General features: G+C 57.5%; 14 protein-coding genes. 11 read left to right on the forward strand and 3 right to left on the reverse strand.

The features are described 5' to 3' along the window. The first annotated feature begins 19 nt into the window (after window positions 1-19). The 7 genes from AC2FLG_RS01940 (at window position 20) to AC2FLG_RS01970 (ending at window position 6,950) form a co-directional block, all read left to right on the forward strand. Entirely contained in the window at window positions 20-1,873 is a 1,854-nt protein-coding gene (locus AC2FLG_RS01940; protein WP_496704784.1) for an ABC-F family ATP-binding cassette domain-containing protein, read from the forward strand. Continuing rightward, the gene (locus tag AC2FLG_RS01945; RefSeq protein WP_142634274.1) at window positions 1,870-2,490 is read left to right on the forward strand and encodes a MarC family protein; all 621 of its coding nucleotides are present in this window, start codon (window positions 1,870-1,872) and stop codon (window positions 2,488-2,490) included. The genes AC2FLG_RS01940 and AC2FLG_RS01945 overlap by 4 nt, the downstream gene beginning before the upstream one ends. 40 nt (window positions 2,491-2,530) lie before the next feature. Next, on the forward strand, window positions 2,531-3,112 hold the full coding sequence (locus AC2FLG_RS01950; protein WP_142634277.1) for a retropepsin-like aspartic protease family protein: 582 nt from the start codon (window positions 2,531-2,533) through the stop codon (window positions 3,110-3,112). Window positions 3,113-3,160: 48 nt separating this feature from the next. After that, window positions 3,161-3,787 carry an ImuA family protein gene (locus AC2FLG_RS01955; protein WP_496704785.1) on the forward strand — a complete coding sequence of 209 codons (627 nt, stop codon included), beginning with the start codon at window positions 3,161-3,163 and terminating at the stop codon, window positions 3,785-3,787. A 61-nt stretch (window positions 3,788-3,848) separates the two neighbouring features. Further along, window positions 3,849-5,063 carry an MFS transporter gene (locus AC2FLG_RS01960; protein ID WP_282021326.1) on the forward strand — a complete coding sequence of 405 codons (1,215 nt, stop codon included), beginning with the start codon at window positions 3,849-3,851 and terminating at the stop codon, window positions 5,061-5,063. Next, the gene (locus tag AC2FLG_RS01965) at window positions 5,060-5,656 is read left to right on the forward strand and encodes a YceI family protein (RefSeq protein WP_496704787.1); all 597 of its coding nucleotides are present in this window, start codon (window positions 5,060-5,062) and stop codon (window positions 5,654-5,656) included. Before AC2FLG_RS01960 ends, AC2FLG_RS01965 begins: the two co-directional genes overlap by 4 nt. A 70-nt stretch (window positions 5,657-5,726) precedes the next feature. Then, window positions 5,727-6,950, forward strand: coding sequence for an MFS transporter (locus tag AC2FLG_RS01970; protein ID WP_496704788.1), 1,224 nt, complete (start codon window positions 5,727-5,729; stop codon window positions 6,948-6,950). Between the two features lie 33 nt (window positions 6,951-6,983). On the opposite strand, the gene AC2FLG_RS01975 is transcribed toward AC2FLG_RS01970, so the two are convergent. Together AC2FLG_RS01975 and AC2FLG_RS01980 are read right to left on the reverse strand one after the other, a co-directional pair. Then, window positions 6,984-8,654 carry a flotillin family protein gene (locus tag AC2FLG_RS01975; protein WP_496704789.1) on the reverse strand — a complete coding sequence of 557 codons (1,671 nt, stop codon included), beginning with the start codon at window positions 8,652-8,654 and terminating at the stop codon, window positions 6,984-6,986. Between the two features lie 34 nt (window positions 8,655-8,688). Continuing rightward, the gene (locus AC2FLG_RS01980; RefSeq protein WP_496687695.1) at window positions 8,689-9,405 is read right to left on the reverse strand and encodes an OB-fold-containig protein; all 717 of its coding nucleotides are present in this window, start codon (window positions 9,403-9,405) and stop codon (window positions 8,689-8,691) included. Between the two features lie 256 nt (window positions 9,406-9,661). Here AC2FLG_RS01980 and metG point away from each other — a divergent pair, with 256 nt between their 5' ends. The 3 genes from metG (at window position 9,662) to AC2FLG_RS01995 (ending at window position 15,989) form a co-directional block, all read left to right on the forward strand. Next, the gene (metG, locus tag AC2FLG_RS01985) at window positions 9,662-11,380 is read left to right on the forward strand and encodes a methionine--tRNA ligase (protein WP_496704791.1); all 1,719 of its coding nucleotides are present in this window, start codon (window positions 9,662-9,664) and stop codon (window positions 11,378-11,380) included. 289 nt (window positions 11,381-11,669) lie between these two features. Next, on the forward strand, window positions 11,670-12,848 hold the full coding sequence (locus tag AC2FLG_RS01990; protein WP_496704792.1) for an efflux RND transporter periplasmic adaptor subunit: 1,179 nt from the start codon (window positions 11,670-11,672) through the stop codon (window positions 12,846-12,848). Between the two features lie 3 nt (window positions 12,849-12,851). Next, the gene (locus AC2FLG_RS01995) at window positions 12,852-15,989 is read left to right on the forward strand and encodes an efflux RND transporter permease subunit (protein WP_496690692.1); all 3,138 of its coding nucleotides are present in this window, start codon (window positions 12,852-12,854) and stop codon (window positions 15,987-15,989) included. A 38-nt stretch (window positions 15,990-16,027) separates the two neighbouring features. Here the strand turns inward: AC2FLG_RS01995 and glpD are convergent, their stop codons facing one another. Then, window positions 16,028-17,605, reverse strand: coding sequence for a glycerol-3-phosphate dehydrogenase (gene glpD, locus AC2FLG_RS02000; RefSeq protein ID WP_496704794.1), 1,578 nt, complete (start codon window positions 17,603-17,605; stop codon window positions 16,028-16,030). Window positions 17,606-17,808: 203 nt separating this feature from the next. Between glpD and AC2FLG_RS02005 the strand changes: the two genes are divergently transcribed. Further along, window positions 17,809-18,591: a DeoR/GlpR family DNA-binding transcription regulator gene (locus AC2FLG_RS02005; protein WP_496704796.1), complete on the forward strand. Its 783-nt coding sequence runs from the start codon at window positions 17,809-17,811 to the stop codon at window positions 18,589-18,591. Window positions 18,592-18,680: the final 89 nt, after the last annotated feature.

Consider the following 18,680-nt stretch of genomic DNA (forward strand, 5'->3'; position numbering starts at 1 on the left):
GCTCTGCTAAGAGCAGCATATGTTACGGATTCAAGACATCACCTATGCCGTTGAAGGCCGCCCTTTGTTCGAGGGCGCAAGCGCAACCATCCCCGATGGCCACAAGGTTGGACTAGTGGGGCGCAATGGCACCGGCAAGACCACCCTGTTTCGCTTGATCAGGGGGGAACTGGCGCTGGAATCGGGCAGTATCGCTGTCCCGAAACGGGCGCGTATTGGTGGCGTGGCGCAAGAGGTGCCCTCGTCCGAGGCCTCACTGATCAATACCGTTCTGGCCGCCGATACCGAGCGCAGCGCGTTGATGACTGAAGCCGATAGTGCCACGGACCCCGGACGCATCGCCGATATTCAGACCCGGCTGGCCGATATAGACGCCTGGTCGGCCGAAGCGCGCGCAGCCTCGATCCTCAAAGGGTTGGGGTTCGATGACGAGGATCAACTGAAACCCTGTTCGGACTTTTCCGGCGGCTGGCGCATGCGCGTCGCGCTAGCAGCGGTGCTGTTCTCGCAGCCTGATCTGTTGCTGCTGGACGAACCGACCAACTATCTGGATCTGGAAGGCGCGCTGTGGCTGGAAAGCTATCTGGCGAAATATCCGCACACGGTGATCATAATCAGCCATGACCGCGGCTTGCTGAACCGCGCTGTGGGGTCGATCCTGCATCTGGAAGACCGCAAGCTGACCTATTACGCGGTGCCTTACGACAAATTCGCCGAACGCCGTGCTGAACGTCTGGCACAGGCGGAATCGGAAAACGCCAAGGCGAAGGCGCGCATCGCGCATCTGCAAAGCTTCGTGGATCGCTTTCGCTATAAGGCGTCCAAAGCAGTTCAGGCCCAGTCGCGCCTGAAGATGATCGAACGCATTCAGTTGGTCTCGACCCCGCAAGAGGCTGCTCTGCGCGCTTTTTCCTTCCCAGAACCCGAAGAACTGTCGCCCCCGATCATTCAGATCGAAGGCGGTGTGACGGGATACGGCGAGACCGAGGTGCTGCGCAGACTGAACCTGCGCATTGATCAGGATGACCGTATCGCGCTGCTGGGCAAGAACGGTCAGGGCAAATCGACCCTGTCCAAGCTGCTGTCTGATCGTCTGCCGTTGATGGCTGGCAAGATGAGCCGCAGCACCAAGCTGCGCATCGGCTATTTTGCACAGCATCAGGTGGATGAGCTGCATGTGGACGAGACGCCCTTGGATCATCTGCGCCGATTGCGCCCGAATGAAGCACCGGGCAAGTGGCGCTCGCGTTTGGCCGGGTTCGGATTGAATGCCGATCAGGCAGAAACCAAGGTCGGGCGGCTGTCCGGCGGACAAAAGGCGCGCCTGTCGCTGCTGCTGGCCACCATCGACGCCCCGCATATGCTGATTCTGGACGAACCGACCAACCATCTGGACATCGAAAGCCGCGAGGCGCTGGTTGAGGCATTGACCGCCTATTCCGGGGCCGTAGTGCTGGTCAGTCATGACATGCACCTACTGTCGCTGGTGGCGGACCACCTCTGGCTGGTCTCGGACGGATCCGTCAAACAGTTTGACGGGGATCTGGAATCCTATCGGTCCCTTCTGCTGGGCCGCGACAAATCTGTTAAGGAAAAGCCGCTGACGGCCAAGCCCAAACGCCCATCGCGCGAGGTGGTTCTGACCCTGCGCGCCGATCTGCGCAAATGCGAGGAACGGATCGAGAAATTGACGGATATGCACGAAAAGCTCTCGGCCAAACTGGCAGACCCCAGTTTGTATGAAGACGACAAGATCAACGACCTGGCAATCTGGAACCGGAAATTTGCCGAGGTGGTCAAGGCCATGCAAAAAGCCGAGGCACTTTGGGTGGTTGCAGCAGAGCGGTTGGAACAGGCAGAGACCGCAGCATGATGGATACAGCCTTTCTCATAACCTCGTTTACAACATTGCTTGTGGTCATTGATCCGCCAGCACAAACGCCGATCTTTGTGGCCCTGACACAAGGCATGGACCGGCATGCGCGCTATACAATAGCGGTGCGCGCCTGTCTGACGGCGGCTGGAATTCTGGCCATGTTCGCCGCATTCGGCGAGGCGGTTCTGGGCTTTATTGGCATCTCGATGGAGGCGTTCCGCGTTGCGGGCGGCGTTCTGTTGTTCCTCACAGCGCTGGACATGCTGTTCGAACGGCGCACCAAGCGGCGCGAAAACAGCGCCGAAGAAGAAGAGCATCCCGATCCTTCGGTATTTCCGCTGGGTATTCCCCTGATTGCAGGACCCGGCGCGATTGCCACAATGATCCTGCTGGCCGGGCAGCATCCGGGCATAGAGGGTCTGGCCGTGGTGATCGGCATGATGCTGATCGTAGTGGCGATGGTGTTCGTCACCTACCTGTCTTCAGGCGCGGTGGCACGAATTCTGGGCAAGACCGGGCTGAATGTGCTGACCCGCCTGCTGGGCATGCTGCTGGCGGCCTTGTCAGTTCAGTTTATCTTGGATGGGCTAAAAGCCTTTGGATTTGCGTCATAAATCCCCATATTGGATTCGAGTGACGTAGTAAGGTATCGGTATGGACGGCGACAGCATTGCAAATCTGGCCTATCTTGGATTGCTGGGCGCAGCGGTCGTGGCCTGGTTTATCTCTCAGAACCGGCAAAGCCTGAACAAAACGTTGCAACAGGCTCTGGCCTGGGTGTTTATTTTTATCGGCATCATTGCCGCCTATGGACTATGGGGCGATATCCGCAGCACTGTTGGCCCTGCCCCGCAGATGACAGTGACCGGCGAAAGCATCGAAGTGCCGCGCGCCTATGACGGGCATTACTATCTACCGGTTCTGGTCAACGGAGAACCCATCACCTTTTTGGTCGATACCGGCGCCAGCCAGATTGTGTTGAACGAGGCGGATGCCAGACGCATCGGTGTTGACCCCGATCAGCTGAACTATTTCGGGCGGGCCCTGACGGCCAATGGCGAGGTGCGCACCGCCCCGATACGGCTGGACAGCCTTGAACTGGGGCCAATCACGGATCGCAATGTCTCGGCCTGGGTGAATGAAGGGGCGCTGGATCAGTCCTTGCTGGGCATGGATTACCTGCACCGGTTCTCGAATATTCAATTCGCGGATGGGCGTCTGATCCTGTCGCGCTGATGCCCTCTCGATATTGAGAACATAATGAGAACATGCTAGAGTAATAGCATGTCCACACATCTTCTTGGCCGCAAGCCTGCACGACAAATGGCGGGGCTGCAGCTCCATCCGCAGATCACTCTGCAACTGGCCCGCGTGCACGAGGCCTGCGGCCCCGCCCGGCGCAGCTTTGCCATGTGGTTGGCCGGTCAGGCACAGGGGCCGGTGTTGTGGATTTCCCCCGCGTGGGAGGCCAGCCAGTTGCACCCAGGCGGGATGATGGCCTTTGCCGATCCTGCTCGGTTCCTGTTTGCCCGCCCCAACCATGCCGAGGACCTGCTGTGGTGCATGGAAGAAGCGTTGCGCAGCGGGGCAACCCCACTGGTGATCTGCGATCTGCCCGAGGCACCCGGCCTGACGCCGGTCCGACGGATGCATCTGGCCGCGGAACAAGGCGGCACGATGGGGCCAGCCCCGCTTGGCCTGCTACTGACCCCTGGCGATGGCGGCGCACAGGGGGTTGAAACCCGCTGGCACATGGCTGCGGATCATCACGCCGGGGTTCCCTGCTGGACCCTGACCCGCCGTCGCGCCCGCGCCCTGCCCCCGGTCAGCTGGCAGGCCACCCAGACCAAGACACATGCCGGACTGAACCTGACGCGGATCAAGGCCCAAGATGTGTATTGGGGTGAATAAGTTACGCGGCTCACGGCACTTGTGACTAGCCAAGTGCCACATCCACCCCTAGCGTTCCGGTATGAGCCATCCAATCCATGACAGCCGCTATTCTTGGCTTCGCCTTCTGATCACCCTCGCAATCGCTACGGTGGCGAATGTGGGCATGTGGGCGGTAATCGTCGTGATGCCCGCGATCGAGGCGCAATTCAGCGCCGGTCGGGCCGAAGCCTCATTTCCCTATGTCTTGTCGATGATCGGGTTTGCACTGGGGAACATGTGGCTGGGGCAACTGGTTGATCGGTTGGGCGTGACCAAGGCACTGATCGGTGCCGCCCTTCTGAGCGCGGTCAGCTATCTGTTGGCAACATGGGCGCCGAATATGCTGCTCTTGTCACTGGCCCATCTGCTGTTGGGGTTGGGCACGGCTGTTGGTTTTGGCCCTCTGATCGCGGATATCTCACACTGGTTCATGAAACGCCGCGGGATTGCGGTGGCGTTGGTTGCCAGCGGAAACTACCTGTCCGGGGCGATCTGGCCAACGCTTCTGTCAGGCATCCTTGCACGTGAGGGATGGCAGCAGGTCTATCTGACGCTGGCGGTCATAACGCTGCTCGTTGTCATACCCCTGTCTCTGCTGCTGCGCCGGCAAGTCCCGATCGAGGCCCATCGGACCGCCGCCGCCAATGCGCAGATCAACGCGCGCAGCGTGGGAATATCGCCGCGCAGCTTGCAATACGTTCTTGGTCTGGCCGGAATTGGCTGTTGCGTGGCCATGTCGATGCCGCAGGTCCATATCGTATCCTACTGCGTCGGGCTCGGATATGGCCCGGCGGTCGGGGCCGAGATGCTCTCGCTGATGTTGCTGGGCGGCGTGGTCAGCCGAGTGATCTCGGGGTTGGTCGCCGACAAGCTGGGCGGGTTGATGACATTGCTGGTCGGCTCTTTCCTGCAATGTATCGCCCTATTTCTGTTCCTGCCCTATGACGGGATGGCCTCACTTTACATTATCAGCCTCATGTTCGGTCTGGCGCAGGGCGGCATTGTCCCCAGCTATGCGCTGGTCGTACGTGAATATATGCCCCCGCAAGAGGCCGGAGCACGCGTTGGCTTTGTCATGATGATGACCATCATGGGCATGGCACTGGGCGGATGGATGTCCGGGTGGATATACGACTTAACCGGAAATTATCAACTGGCCTTTATCAATGGCATCCTCTGGAACGGGCTGAACATCGCTATCCTGCTGATGTTGCTAAGGCGATCGCGGCCCCGCAGGCAGGAGGTCATGATATGACCCAACTGACAAGGCGCGCTATACTGTCCGGGTTGACCGCCCTTCCATTTGCGCACCCGGCTCTGGCCGGGTTGCGTCCCTATGAACTGGTCCGCAATGGCACTTCCGTAGATTTTACGTTCGAGCTGTCCGGAATCACACAGTCCGGAACCATGCCGATACGATCTGCAGATATCCGAATTGACATGACCGACCTGGCCAACAGCCGGGTGGATGTTTCGCTGAACGTTGCCAAGGCGCGAACCAACCTGCCCTTTGCCCGCAAACCCATGCTCAGCGCTGGGGTTCTAGACGCCACAGGATTTCCCACAATTCATTTCACCTCGACCGATATTCAGCTTGGCAACGGTGGACGTATCTCGAACGGGGCAGAGATCACAGGAGACCTGACCTTGCGTGGTGTAACGCGACCAATCACATTGCGCGCCAATATTTTTCGCCCGCCCGGCAGCGCCCGAGACAACTTGAATAACCTCTCCATCCAACTCAGCGGTTCACTGAACCGTCACGAATTTGGCGCCTCGGGTTATTCCGACCTCGTAAAGGAAACTGTTGGCCTTGATATCCGGGCCAAGATCAAAAAGACTGGATAGATCAAAAACGACGCCACAAAGTCGATAGGCCGCGCGCACCGCGCTGGAAATATCGCAATCTGAGCCCATCATGCGCACGATCATTTCCTTTGCCGCCCTATTTCTTTCCGTCATTCTGCTTCAACTGTCCACCGGTGGCGTTGGCCCGCTGGATGCGATTTCCGGCCTGACCCTGAATTTCACCACCGGGCAAATTGGTCTGTTGGGCTCGGCCCATTTCGTTGGCTTCTTTGTGGGATGCTGGTGGGCCCCGCGCCTGATGGGAAGCGTCGGCCATTCGCGGGCATTTGCCGTTTGCACAGCTTTGGGCGCAATGGGGTTGCTGGGGCACACCCTGACGGACAACGCTTATATCTGGGCGGCCCTTCGGATCGCGTCAGGCGCCTGTGTCGCCGGGTGCTACACAGTGATCGAGGCCTGGCTGAACGCAAAAGTCACGAATGAGACGCGCGGGCGCGCCATGGGCACCTATCGCATCGTCGATATGGGCGCGTCCCTCTGCGCCCAGCTGATCATCGCAGTTCTGCCACCAGCATCATATGTCTCGTATAACTTGCTGGCGATCCTGTGCTGCGCTGCCCTGTTGCCGCTAACACTGACCCGCGCCAGCCAGCCCGAAACGCCCGACGCCCCGCGCTTGCGCCCGAAACTGGCCTGGAACAGCTCTCCTCTGGCGGTGGCCGGGGTGGTGGTTGCCGCGTTAAGCTCGGCGTCCTTTCGGATGGTCGGCCCTGTTTACGGGCAAGAGGTCGGGCTTGGCGTCGATCAGATCGCGTTTTTCCTGGCGTCTTTCGTGCTGGGCGGCGCGTTGGCGCAATATCCGATGGGATGGCTGGCCGATAAATACGACAGGCGCTGGGTACTGATCTGGCTTTCGGTTGCCGCCGTCCTAAGCTGCGGTGTGACCATGGCCGCCAGCAACACCGGAACCGTCGGCGTCATGCTGGCCGCGTGTTTGTTCGGCTTTACGACCTTCCCGATTTTCTCAGTTTCATCCGCACATGCCAACGATTTTGCCACAACCGAACAGCGGGTCGAGCTCTCTGCCGCGCTGATGTTCTGGTATGCGCTGGGTGCGATTGCCTCGCCTTACGTGTCATCCACTTTGATTCAATCCTTTGGACCCGGCGCGCTTTTTGCCTTTGTAGCGCTTGGCCACGTGTTCCTGATCATCTTTGGTCTGGCGCGGATGCGGTCGCGGCCAACACCCGAGGAACGCACCAGCTATGTCTATTCACCGCGAACCTCGTTTACCATCGGGCGCTTGCTGAAACGATCCCGCGAGGAACGATAGAAAAAGGGCCGGGAAAATCCCGGCCCTTTCTCTTTAGTGTTCGGTTCGTGGTTCCTTGTCGACCACCTCGACCTCTTCCACCGGATCAACCGTCGGCTCGAGCGCGCCGTTGACGATACCGCCCACACCGTTCTCCATCGACATGCCCAGCTCTTCGCCCAGCTTTTTCAGCGCGGGCATCTGCACGGCCATACCCATGATCGAATCCAGCGCCTGGTTCACCACCGGCTTGTCGCCATTGGCGCCTCCGCCACCACCGGCGGCACCGATCCCGCCAACCTGGTGGATCTTGATCGAGTCGATCTTTTCGGCAGGTTTGACCATTTCCGCAATGATCGTCGGCATCGCTTCAATCCGGGCCAGATCAACCTTCAGGCGGATCTGATCAACGGACAGGGCATTGTCAGCCTCGACAATCGCGCGCTTACCTTCCGCTTCGGCCAGCATGTCGTTCTTCTTGGCCTCGGCGCGAATATTCAGCGCATCCGCTTCGGCTTGCGCCTCTTCACGGCGGGCTTCGGCGCGGTCGGCGGCAGCTTCTTTCTCGGCCTGGGCGGCCAGACGGATGGCTGTGGCCTGACGTTCAGCCTCACGCGTCGCTTCGATCAGCACGATCTGCTTCTGACGCTCGGCCTCGGCCACCTGACGGGCGGTAACCACTGCTTCGGTCGCTTTGGTCGCCTCAGCGCGGGCCAGATCGGCAGACGCACGGGCGCGGCTTTCCTCTTCGGATTTCTGCGCGATGATGATCTGACGCTCTTGCTCGGCAACCTCTAATTCGCGCTCTTTCGAGATCTCGGCCTCACGGATTTTACGCTCGCGCTCGATATCGGCGCCACGAATGGCTTCTTCACGGGCAATCCGGGCACGTTCGGTTTCACGCACCGAATCCTCGGTCCGCGCGGCGATCTCGGCCTCTTGCGCCACGCGCAGGGTTTCGATCTGTTGCGTCTGTTCGATGCGGGCCTGCTCTTCGTCCTTGTCGATCAACAGCTTTTGACGCTGAGCTTCCATGGCAGCACGGCGCACTTCTACCTCGGCATCCGCATCAATCTGCGCGCGCTCTTTTTTCGAGGTCGCAATCACCTCGGCCAGCTTGCGCATACCCACGGCGTTAAAGGCGTTGTTCTCATCCAGCGCTTCGAACGGCGTCTGGTCCAACGCGGTCAGCGAGACCGATTCCAGCGACAGGCCGTTTTTCAACAGGTCTTCGGAGACCGCATTCTGCACCTCTTGCACAAAGTCAGCGCGGTTTTCGTGCAGACCGTCCATGGTCATCTGCGCGGCCACGGCGCGCAGACCGTCGATCAGTTTGCCTTCGATCATCTCACGCAGTTGTTCGATATCGAATGTGCGGGCGCCCAGGGTTTGGGCGGCACGTGCGATGCCTTCGTCCGTAGCCATCACCGAGACATAAAACTCGACACCTACATCGACACGCATCCGGTCTTTCGTGATCAGGGCAGCCTCAGCGCTGCGTTGAACTTCAAGGCGCAGCGTTTTCATGTTTACTGGGCTGACTTCGTGCAGAAGGGGGATAACCCAAGCGCTACCGTCCATAATAACTTTCTTGCCGCCAGCACCAGTCTTAACAAGACTGATCTCGCGGGTGGTCCGTCGGTACAACCGTTTCAAAACCAATCCAATTAACACTAGTATCGATAAAACGGTCGCAACAATAATGATCAGGAGTTCAAGTCCCATGCAAAATCCTCCAAGATTGGGGTTTGAAATTTAGTTAGTCTGACAAGCCGACCAGAACGAACCGGTCTTGCCGTCGGTCGCGCAAGACAAGCACTTCGGTGCCTTGTTCCAGCGTATCCTTGTCCTGCAGGGGCTCGGCGCGCAGGTAATGCGCATTGCCAAAGCGATCCATGACCCGCACTTCGGCCGGGCGGCCACGCGATGCTGTCCCTTGCGAGATGAAACCGCGACGGCGGGCCAGCATCCGTTCAGACATCGCCTCGGTCTCGGTTTTCGGCAGCAGGCGGGCAAAGACCGCGCTAAAGCCACGCGCAAACCAGATGCCAAAGGCCCCGGCCGGGATCGCGGCCATCCATGAGGGCAGATCAAAGCCCATCACATCACGCAGGCCCAGCTGCAGACCGATGCCCGACAGGCCGAAGCCAGCCAGCAGAACCACCAGCCAGATCATGAACGGCACTTTGCCAAAGCCCAGCCAGCTTGCAGGACCGTCCGAGGCCACAACCGGCGTTTCCGCCGCGACCTCGGCCAGCTCGAACTCACCCAGATCGACATCCGCGTCCAGATCAAGTTCGAAATCACCAATGTCCAATTCCGGAGCGTCAACCACATCAAGGTCAACCTCGCCCTCACCCGCCATCAGGCTTCCACCCAGCAACAGCGCCACCAGTTCCAGCCCCAAAAGGCCAAACAACAACGCAATCGCAATGGTAAAGGGCACAAATGCACCCTCGAGTAGAAAACTGAGCATCAGTGGGCTGTCTCCGTTATTGTATACGATGGTATGCAGTAAATATGGGGAGTCATGACAAAGTTTCAAGAGGTTGTGATCCTATATTTCAACCTATGGGTAATTGACACTGTGCCTTTGGGGCAGTCGTGAAATCAGTTTTCAGGGGATTTTTCCGTGCATGGGGCCGGAAAGTTGCATCCGTGCAAAAGCCGGGCTTTTGCTGGGCTGTGACATAAGATAGACGGGCCTGCAGTTACATACGCGGAAACGGAACATGGCTCGGATTCTCATCACCTCGGCGATCCCCTACATCAACGGGATCAAGCACCTCGGCAATCTGATCGGCTCGCAACTGCCCGCCGACCTGTATGCGCGGTATCAGCGCGGCCGGGGGAATGAGGTCATGTTTCTCTGCGCCACCGACGAACACGGCACTCCGGCCGAGCTGGCCGCCGCCAAGGCAGGCAAGCCGGTCGCTGATTACTGTGCCGAGATGCATAGTGTGCAGGCCGATATCGCACAGCGCTTTGGCCTGAGCTTTGATCACTTTGGCCGCTCGTCCAGCGCCCAGAACAAAGCGTTGACCCAGCATTTCGCGGGCAAGCTGGAAGATGCCGGGCTGATCCGCGAAGTGAGCGAGAAGCAGGTCTATTCCCACGCCGATGGACGGTTTCTGCCGGATCGCTATATCGAAGGCACCTGCCCCAACTGCGGCTATGACCGGGCGCGCGGCGATCAGTGCGAAAACTGCACCAAACAGCTGGACCCGACCGACCTGATCGAGCCGCGCTCGGCCATTTCCGGTTCGACCGACCTTGAGGTGCGTGAAACCAAGCACCTGTATCTGCGTCAATCTGCGATGAAGGATCAGCTGGACACCTGGATCGACTCCAAGACCGATTGGCCGATCCTGACCACCTCGATCGCCAAGAAATGGCTGCATGACGGCGACGGCCTGCAAGACCGTGGCATTACCCGCGATCTGGACTGGGGCGTGCCGGTCAAGAAAGGCGATCAGGACTGGCCCGGCATGGAGGGCAAGGTCTTTTACGTCTGGTTCGACGCGCCGATCGAATACATCGCTTGCGCCAAGGAATGGGCCGATGCGACCGGAAAAGCGGATACCGAGTGGGAGCGCTGGTGGCGCACTGACAAAGGTGCCGATGACGTGCGCTATGTTCAATTCATGGGCAAGGACAATGTGCCTTTCCATACCCTGTCCTTTCCGGCGACCATTCTAGGTTCGGGTGAGCCGTGGAAGATGGTCGACCATCTGAAATCCTTCAACTACCTGAACTATGACGGCGGCCAGTTCTCAACCAGCCAAGGTCGCGGCGTGTTCATGGATCAGGCGCTGGACATCCTGCCTGCCGATTACTGGCGCTGGTGGCTGCTGAGCCATGCGCCCGAAAGCAGCGATAGCGAATTCACCTGGGAGAACTTCCAGCAATCGGTGAACAAGGATCTGGCCGATGTGTTGGGCAACTTCGTCAGCCGGATCACCAAGTTCTGCCGCTCAAAATTCGGCGAGGCGGTGCCCCAAGGCGGCACCTATGGCGAGCGCGAGCAGGCCCTGATCGAAGAGCTGACCCGCCGCGTCCGCGCCTATGAAGGGTTCATGGAGGCGATGGAAGTTCGCAAATCCGCGCAGGAATTGCGCGCCATCTGGGTTGCCGGGAACGAGTATCTTCAATCCGCGGCACCCTGGTCGACCTTCAAGGAAGATCCCGAACAGGCCGCGGTACAGGTGCGTCTGGGTCTGAACTTGATCCGGCTCTATGCCGTGCTCAGTGCGCCGTTCATTCCCGAAACCACCGCCCGTATGCTGAGCGCGATGAACACGCTGGATACCGGCTGGCCTGACGATGTTGCGGCGGCCCTGTCCGCCCTGCCCGCAGGCCACGACTTTGCCGTTCCTGATGTTCTGTTCGCCAAGATCACCGACGAACAGCGCGAAGACTGGCAGGACCGTTTTGCAGGTGTCCGCACCTAAGACACCCGACCGGGAAAAAAATACAGGGGGCTTAACGGCCCCCATTTTTCATTTTGCGTTTGATCCAGATTGCCGGAAACGCCCTTGCCAGATCAGGAAACTAGCCCTGGCCGATTTTCGTAAACCTGCCGCCCTACAGAAAAATATCCTTGGGTAAGCGATTGCCCTACGGGCTAACACGCTTGAGAAACCTACCAAAACCAGCCATCCTCACAAAGAGTTTAGGCGACTCGGACCGCTGGCGGCGACCCGAGTTGTGTCCAGTTTTTGTTTCAATGGGGCTTCTGCCATGATCCTTGCATCAACACTTTTCAGCTTTCGACCGAATGACCCCATAGCCAAATCCGTTTGGTATGCCGCAGCTTTGGCCCTATGTGGGTTGGTGGTGCCAGCTGCCGCGCAGGATAAAGGTGACGCCCCACCGCCCAAAGTGTCCATCGCAGCGGCCTACACACAAGAAATCACGGACGAGGCGACTTTCATCGGTCGAGCTGAGGCGCTGAACAAGGCCGATATCGTCGCCCGGGTCAGCGGTTTTCTGGACAGTCAGAATGTTGAAGACGGCGCGATGGTGAATGAAGGCGACCTTATGTTCACGATCGAGCCGGACCTGTATCAGGCGACACTAGATGCACGGAATGCCGATCTGGACCGTGCCGAAGCAAATCTTGAGCTCGCCAAAGTTGATCTGGCCCGGAAGGAAGAACTTTACAAACGCGATGCCACTCCGGAAAGCGAACGGGATATCGCCCGTGCCAACGAACTTGTGGCCATTGCCGAAGTAAAAGCCGCGAAAGCCGCAATCCAACAGGCCGAACTTGATCTGAGCTACACTAAGGTCCACGCACCGTTCACCGGCCGTATCGGGCGGGTCGCTATCAGCGTCGGGGACGTTGTCGGCCCGAACAACCCACCATTGGTGAATATCGTCAGCGAGGCACCAGTGTATGTGAATTTCTCGTTGAACGAGAAACAGTTTACCTCGGTTCTTGAACAATATGGCGAGAATGCATCGTCGCTGGCTGAAAGCCCCAAAAGCCCGAATGTGCATGTAACGCTGCCCAATGGATCGGATCTGGGCGAAACAGGTTCGATTGTTTTCGTTGACAACCGTATCGACCCGCTGACTGGAACGATTGCAATGCGGGCCGAATTCACAAATGCCGACCGGCTGATCCTCGATGGTCAGTTCCTGAGCGTTCATATCGAAGCGCTGGAACCGACCTTGCAGGTTCTGATCCCGCAGGCGGCCTTGTCACGTGATCAGCGCGGTGATTTCGTTCTGGTCGTTAACGATAAGCAAATGGTCGAACAGCGCTATATCACCACCGGCGACAATGTCGGAACTGCTGTGATCGTTCTGGACGGCCTGCGCGAAGGAGAAAGCGTGATCGTCGAGGGCCTTCAGCGCGTGCGCCCGGGTGTGGCAGTGGATGCTGTCACCGCATCCGAGCAGCCGGGAGAGTAACAGATGTTCTCATCCCTGTTCATCAGCCGGCCCAAGCTGGCCCTAGTTATTTCGCTTGTCCTGACGATCATGGGCGGGATCGGCTATATGGTTCTGCCGGTCGCCCAGTTTCCTGATATTACGCCACCGGTCGTCAGCGTTTCCGCCACCTATACCGGTGCCAATGCCGAAACGGTCGAGAACACCGTCGCCGCGCCGATCGAGGCGCAGGTCAACGGCGTGGATGACATGATCTACATGACGTCCACCTCTTCGGATAACGGCTCGTATTCGTTGAATATTACCTTCGAAGTCGGCACCGACCCCGACATTGCATCCGTTAACGTGCAGAACCGCGTTGCGCAGGCCATGTCTTCGCTTCCGTCAGAGGTGACTTCGTCGGGTGTCGTTACTCAGAAGGCATCGACCAATATGCTGATGCTGGTCACGCTGACCTCACCCAAAAGCACCTATGACAGTGTATTCTTGTCGAACTACGCTTCGATCAACCTGAAAGATGCGTTGGCACGGGTACAGGGTGTTGGTAAAGCCGATGTTCTGACTAACCTTGAATATGCAATGCGGATCTGGATGGATCCCGACAAGATGACCGCCCTGTCGATTTCACCGGGTGATGTCATAGACGCTATCCGAGAACAGAATATCGAAGTGTCTGCCGGTTCGATAGGCTCGCCTCCAGTCCCTGAGGGACAGACATTTCAATATACGATCAAGACCAAGGGCCGGCTGACCTCGGCCGCTGAATTTGGCAATATTGTCATCCGTACTGGTGATGCAGGGGCAATCGTACGCATAAGGGACATTGCCAGAACCGAACTTGGAGCGCAGTTCTATTCGGCTTCGGGTTATTTCCAGGCAGAACCCGCAACGGTTATCGGTATCTATCAAGCCCCCGGTGCCAATGCGTTGGCTGTTTCAGATCGTGTTCAGGCCGAATTAGACCGGCTGTCGCGTTCGTTCCCGACAGATGTTGAATATCAGGTTCCGTTCAACACGACCGACTTCGTGGAACAATCTCTGAACGACGTGGTTTCCACCCTGATGCTGACGTTCGTTTTAGTGATTTCGGTCGTATTTGTCTTTTTGGGCAGTTGGCGTGCCACGATCATTCCGGCGGTTGCTATTCCTGTTTCGCTGATCGGGACGTTCGCGTTCCTGCTGGCGTTTGGGATGTCCCTGAACACAATTTCTTTGTTCGCGCTTGTACTGGCAATCGGGATCGTGGTCGATGATGCCATCGTGGTGGTTGAAAACGTTGAACGCATTATCGCCGACGAAGGGTTGTCCCCGCCTGAGGCGACACGGAAAGCAATGGGCCAAATCACCGGACCCGTCATCGCAACCACTCTGGTTCTGCTGGCCGTTTTTGTGCCCGTGACCTTTATGCCTGGCATCTCGGGGCGACTGTATTCTCAGTTTGCAGTCACCATCTCGACTGCGGTCGTGATTTCTTCAATCAACGCTTTGACCTTGTCTCCGGCGCTTTGCGGACTGGTTCTGCGCGCGCGCTCGGGTCCGCCCAAGGGTATTCTGGCCCTGTTTGAGCGTTTCATCGGAACGCTGCGTGACGGTTATGTTGTCATTGTCCGAAAACTGTTAATTCTGCCAGTCGCCGGACTGGGCGTCATCGTTGTTCTGGCCATGGGTACAGGGACGATCATGTCGAACACATCAAGCGGTTTTATTCCGCTTGAAGACAACGGCTATCTCTTTGTGGACATCCAGTTGCCAGATGCGGCAACACTGGAACGAACCGAGACTATCGCAGGTCGGGTCGACGACCAAATCCGCGATATCTCGGGGGTCGCCAGTACAGTTTTGATCAACGGATTTTCGCTGCTGAACGGCACAACCACAAATGGAGCGACCGTTTTTGTAAACCTCGACAACTGGGACGAGCGGCAAGATCCCGACCTGTCTGCCGATGCCATTCTGGGCAAGGTTCTGGCGATTGCAAATGGCGAATCCGCCGCTTCGATCGTGGCCTTCAACCCACCACCGATTCAGGGCCTCGGCATGTCAGCCGGTGTGGAAATGGAAGTTCAGCAAGTCGGGGGGGGTACGCCTCAGGATCTGGCCTCGGCCGTTGGGTCCTTCGTCTATGCTGCAAACCAGCGACCCGAGATTGGTCAGGCCTATACAACGTTCCGGGCCAATGTTCCTCAGCTATTTGTCGATCTGGACCGTGAGAAAGCGAAAACCCTGGAAGTGTCTGTTGCTGAGATTTTCCAGACGATGCAAGCCCAGCTAGGATCGTACTATGTGAACGATTTCAACCTGTTCGGCCGCGTTTACCGCGTGATGATTCAGGCCGAGGGGAGCTATCGGAACAAGGTCGAAGATATTTCGAACCTGTATGTGCGCTCGACCAAGGGCGATATGGTTCCACTGGGTACGTTGATCGACGTGGAAAACGTGTTGGGGCCAGTCCTGTTAAAACGGCATAACCTGTTCCGTTCGGCAACTGTTACAGCTGTACCTGCGCCAGGGCTGTCCAGTGGCGACGCTATCACTGTGATGACAGAAGAATCCGCCAACGCCCTACCCTCGGGATACGCGTTTGAATGGACAGGTACCGCGCAACAGCAGCTTGCATCCGGCAGCCTTGTGATCATTATCCTCGGGCTTGCTGTCCTGTTCGCTTATTTGTTCCTGGTGGGGCAATACGAAAGCTGGTCGATGCCGGTGTCCATTCTTCTATCGGTTATTGTTGCCCTATTCGGGGCGGTTGCGGCGGTGGCCATCGTGGGCAGCGACATAAACCTGTACACGCAGATCGGGATGATCATGCTGGTGGGGCTTGCGTCGAAGAACGGTATCCTCATCGTTGAATTCGCAATGGAACAGCGTGCCAATGGCCTTTCGATCAAAGATGCTGCAGCCGAAGCCGCCCATCAACGTTTCCGCGCGGTGATGATGACCGCCCTCTCCTTCCTGTTGGGTGTTGTACCGTTGCTTGCCGCGAACGGCGCGGGAGCGGCTAGCCAGAAGGCCATCGGTGTCGCCGTCTTTGGCGGAATGCTGGCGGCGACTCTGGTTGGCGTTATCCTTGTGCCGGTACTTTACGCCCTGATGCAGGGGCTGAGGGAATGGCTCAAAGGGACAAAGAACGACCCCGACCCTTCGGAAGAAGCCGCATAAATCAAAAAAAAGCCCCGCCGATAACGCGGGGCTTTTCTTTAATGGGCCAGGCGCTTTTCGATCCAGCGCTGGATGGCAGCGATCTGATCGGCATCAAGCCTTAGGCCCAGCTTGTTTCTGCGCCAGATGGCATCTTCAGCGCAGCGCACATATTCCTTGGTGACCAGCCATTCCATTTCGCGTTCGGTCAGCGTCGCCCCGAACTCTTCCCCCAGATCCTCAGCGGTCTTTGCATCGGCCAGAATAGCGCGCGCCTCGGTTCCATAGGCGCGCACCAGCCGTTCCGCCCATGTGCGATTCAAAAAGGCATAGTCGAATTCCAGACCGGCAATTAGGTCTTGCACTGCGCTAACGGGGAAATCGCCACCCGGCAAAGAAACACCAGCGGTCCATGGACCGGGCAAATCCGGGAAGTACTCAGCGATTTTCTCAAGCGCACTTTCGGCCAATCTGCGATAGGTCGTAATCTTGCCGCCGAAAACATTCAAAACCGGAGCGCCGCCAAGCCCATTGACCTTCAGAGTATAGTCTCTGGTCGCGGCCGTTGCGCTGCTGGCCCCATCGTCATACAGAGGGCGCACACCGGAATAGGTCCAGACGATGTCTTCGCGGGTCACAGGCTGCTCAAAATATTTTGACGCAAACGCACACAGATATTCCTGTTCAGACTCAGTACAGACTGGAGGAACCGATGGGTCTGGATGATCCTGATCAGTTGTTCCAATAAGGGTGAAATCTCTCTCATAGGGAATGGCAAAGATGATGCGTCCGTCTTCACCTTGGAAGAAATAGCATTTGTCATGGTTGAATAACCTGTGGGTTACGATATGGCTGCCGCGGACCAACCGAACCCCCTCGCGCGAGTTCACGTGGATTTTTTCCTGGATGATATCGCCAACCCAGGGCCCACCGGCATTGATCAACATCTTTGCCAGGACGATACGGGTTTCGTCATTTTGGTTATCGCGGATCGTCACATGCCAAACATCATCCACCCGCTCGGCTGAAAGAACTTCGGTCCGAACCAGAATATCGGCGCCACGGGCCTCGGCATCACGGGCATTCAGAACAACCAGACGGGAATCTTCGATCCAGCAGTCGGAATACTCATAGGCGGTTTCGAACCTGTTTTGCAGCGGGACACCTTCAGGCGCGGAACGCAAATTCAGCGCAGAGGTCCCGGGTAGAATTTTCCGCCCTCCAAGGTGATCGTACATGAACAGGCCAAGACGGATCAGCCAGGTTGGACGACGACCACGCATCCAAGGCATCACTGTACTCAGCAGCCGTGAGGTCGGCGTGTCCGAGTCAAATCGCATCCCATCGTGGTAGGGAAGCACAAAGCGCATCGGCCAACTGATATGAGGCATTGCCCGCAGCAGCGTTTCCCGCTCAATCAGCGCCTCGCGGACCAACCTGAACTCAAAATATTCCAGATACCGCAGGCCGCCGTGGAACAGTTTGGTCGAGGCCGAGGACGTGGCCGATGCCAAGTCGTTCATCTCGGCCAATGTCACCGACAGTCCCCGCCCGGCCGCATCACGCGCGATCCCGCAACCGTTAATACCGCCACCGATGATGAATAGGTCAGTAACCTGGCCAGTCTGCTGTGCCATTTGCAGGTCAGTCCTTTTGCTGAAAACGTGCGGCAATTAACCCGTTCGATACTCGGTTCGTCAATGTGGATTTTCGTTTTTTTTCGCGTAACGAACAAGAATAGCGATTTTTTGTTGTTGTCCAAACGATGTTTGATTTCTGCCGGTTGCAATATTGCGAAAAAAGGAACAAAAACGAAAGAACCCAATAACCGGAGCTTCCCTTGTCTCTTTCGTTCCGCCAGTCAGACATAATAGAAATCGCCAAGCAGAATGGTCGCGTCATGGTCGAGGATCTGGCGTTGCAGTTTGGTGTCACGGTCCAAACGATCCGGCGCGATCTTTCCGAGCTTGCGGAACTGGGCAAGCTGGACCGGGTTCATGGCGGCGCGGTCCTGCGATCCGGCGTTTCGAATATCGGTTACGAGGACCGGCGCGCCCTGAATGCTGAAATCAAGTCCCGTATCGCACAGGTTTGCGCTGCCAACATACCGGATGGTGCATCGCTTTTTTTGAACATCGGTACATCGACCGAGGCTGTCGCGCATCAGTTGCTAAACCACAAAGATCTTATGGTGGTAACAAATAACATGAATGTCGCGCGTATCCTGGTGGAAAACACGAACTGCCAGATCGTCGTCGCCGGTGGTGTTCTGCGCCGGTCGGACGGTGGTCTGATCGGCAACCTGACCAATTCAACGATTGAACAATTCAAGTTCGATTATGCGGTAATCGGGTGTTCCGCACTGGACGCCGATGGTGATCTTCTGGATTTCGATTTCCAAGAAGTCCGTGTCAGCCAGACTATCATTGCACAGGCCAGACACAGCTTTCTGGTTGCCGATCATTCGAAATTTCAGCGCTCGGCCCCTGCCCGTATTGCCTCGATGTCCGAAGTTGACGTTTTCTTTACAGATCAACCTCTTCCAAGTGGGCTTGCACGTAAATGTAAGGAATGGGGAACGCGGGTCGTATACAGCGGCCGAACCACCGGAGATTCGCATTAAACGCGTAATTCCAAACGTGGTTCTTGTCATAGGCGACCGGCCCTGACAGTATCGCAACATATTGCAATCAGTGCACGGCAAGGGGGAGA

The sequence above is a fragment of the Ruegeria sp. CDSA193 genome, assembly GCF_059611885.1.

Excerpts from the sequence above, each read along its gene's own strand:
- AC2FLG_RS01940 (WP_496704784.1), top strand. The coding sequence starts at position 20 with ATGTTACGGATTCAAGACATCACCTATGCCGTTGAAGGCCGCCCTTTG.
- AC2FLG_RS01945 (WP_142634274.1), top strand. The coding sequence starts at position 1,870 with ATGATGGATACAGCCTTTCTCATAACCTCGTTTACAACATTGCTTGTG.
- AC2FLG_RS01950 (WP_142634277.1), top strand. The coding sequence starts at position 2,531 with ATGGACGGCGACAGCATTGCAAATCTGGCCTATCTTGGATTGCTGGGC.
- AC2FLG_RS01955 (WP_496704785.1), top strand. The coding sequence starts at position 3,161 with ATGTCCACACATCTTCTTGGCCGCAAGCCTGCACGACAAATGGCGGGG.
- AC2FLG_RS01960 (WP_282021326.1), top strand. The coding sequence starts at position 3,849 with ATGAGCCATCCAATCCATGACAGCCGCTATTCTTGGCTTCGCCTTCTG.
- AC2FLG_RS01965 (WP_496704787.1), top strand. The coding sequence starts at position 5,060 with ATGACCCAACTGACAAGGCGCGCTATACTGTCCGGGTTGACCGCCCTT.
- AC2FLG_RS01970 (WP_496704788.1), top strand. The coding sequence starts at position 5,727 with ATGCGCACGATCATTTCCTTTGCCGCCCTATTTCTTTCCGTCATTCTG.
- AC2FLG_RS01975 (WP_496704789.1), bottom strand. The coding sequence starts at position 8,654 with ATGGGACTTGAACTCCTGATCATTATTGTTGCGACCGTTTTATCGATA.
- AC2FLG_RS01980 (WP_496687695.1), bottom strand. The coding sequence starts at position 9,405 with ATGCTCAGTTTTCTACTCGAGGGTGCATTTGTGCCCTTTACCATTGCG.
- metG (WP_496704791.1), top strand. The coding sequence starts at position 9,662 with ATGGCTCGGATTCTCATCACCTCGGCGATCCCCTACATCAACGGGATC.
- AC2FLG_RS01990 (WP_496704792.1), top strand. The coding sequence starts at position 11,670 with ATGATCCTTGCATCAACACTTTTCAGCTTTCGACCGAATGACCCCATA.
- AC2FLG_RS01995 (WP_496690692.1), top strand. The coding sequence starts at position 12,852 with ATGTTCTCATCCCTGTTCATCAGCCGGCCCAAGCTGGCCCTAGTTATT.
- glpD (WP_496704794.1), bottom strand. The coding sequence starts at position 17,605 with ATGGCACAGCAGACTGGCCAGGTTACTGACCTATTCATCATCGGTGGC.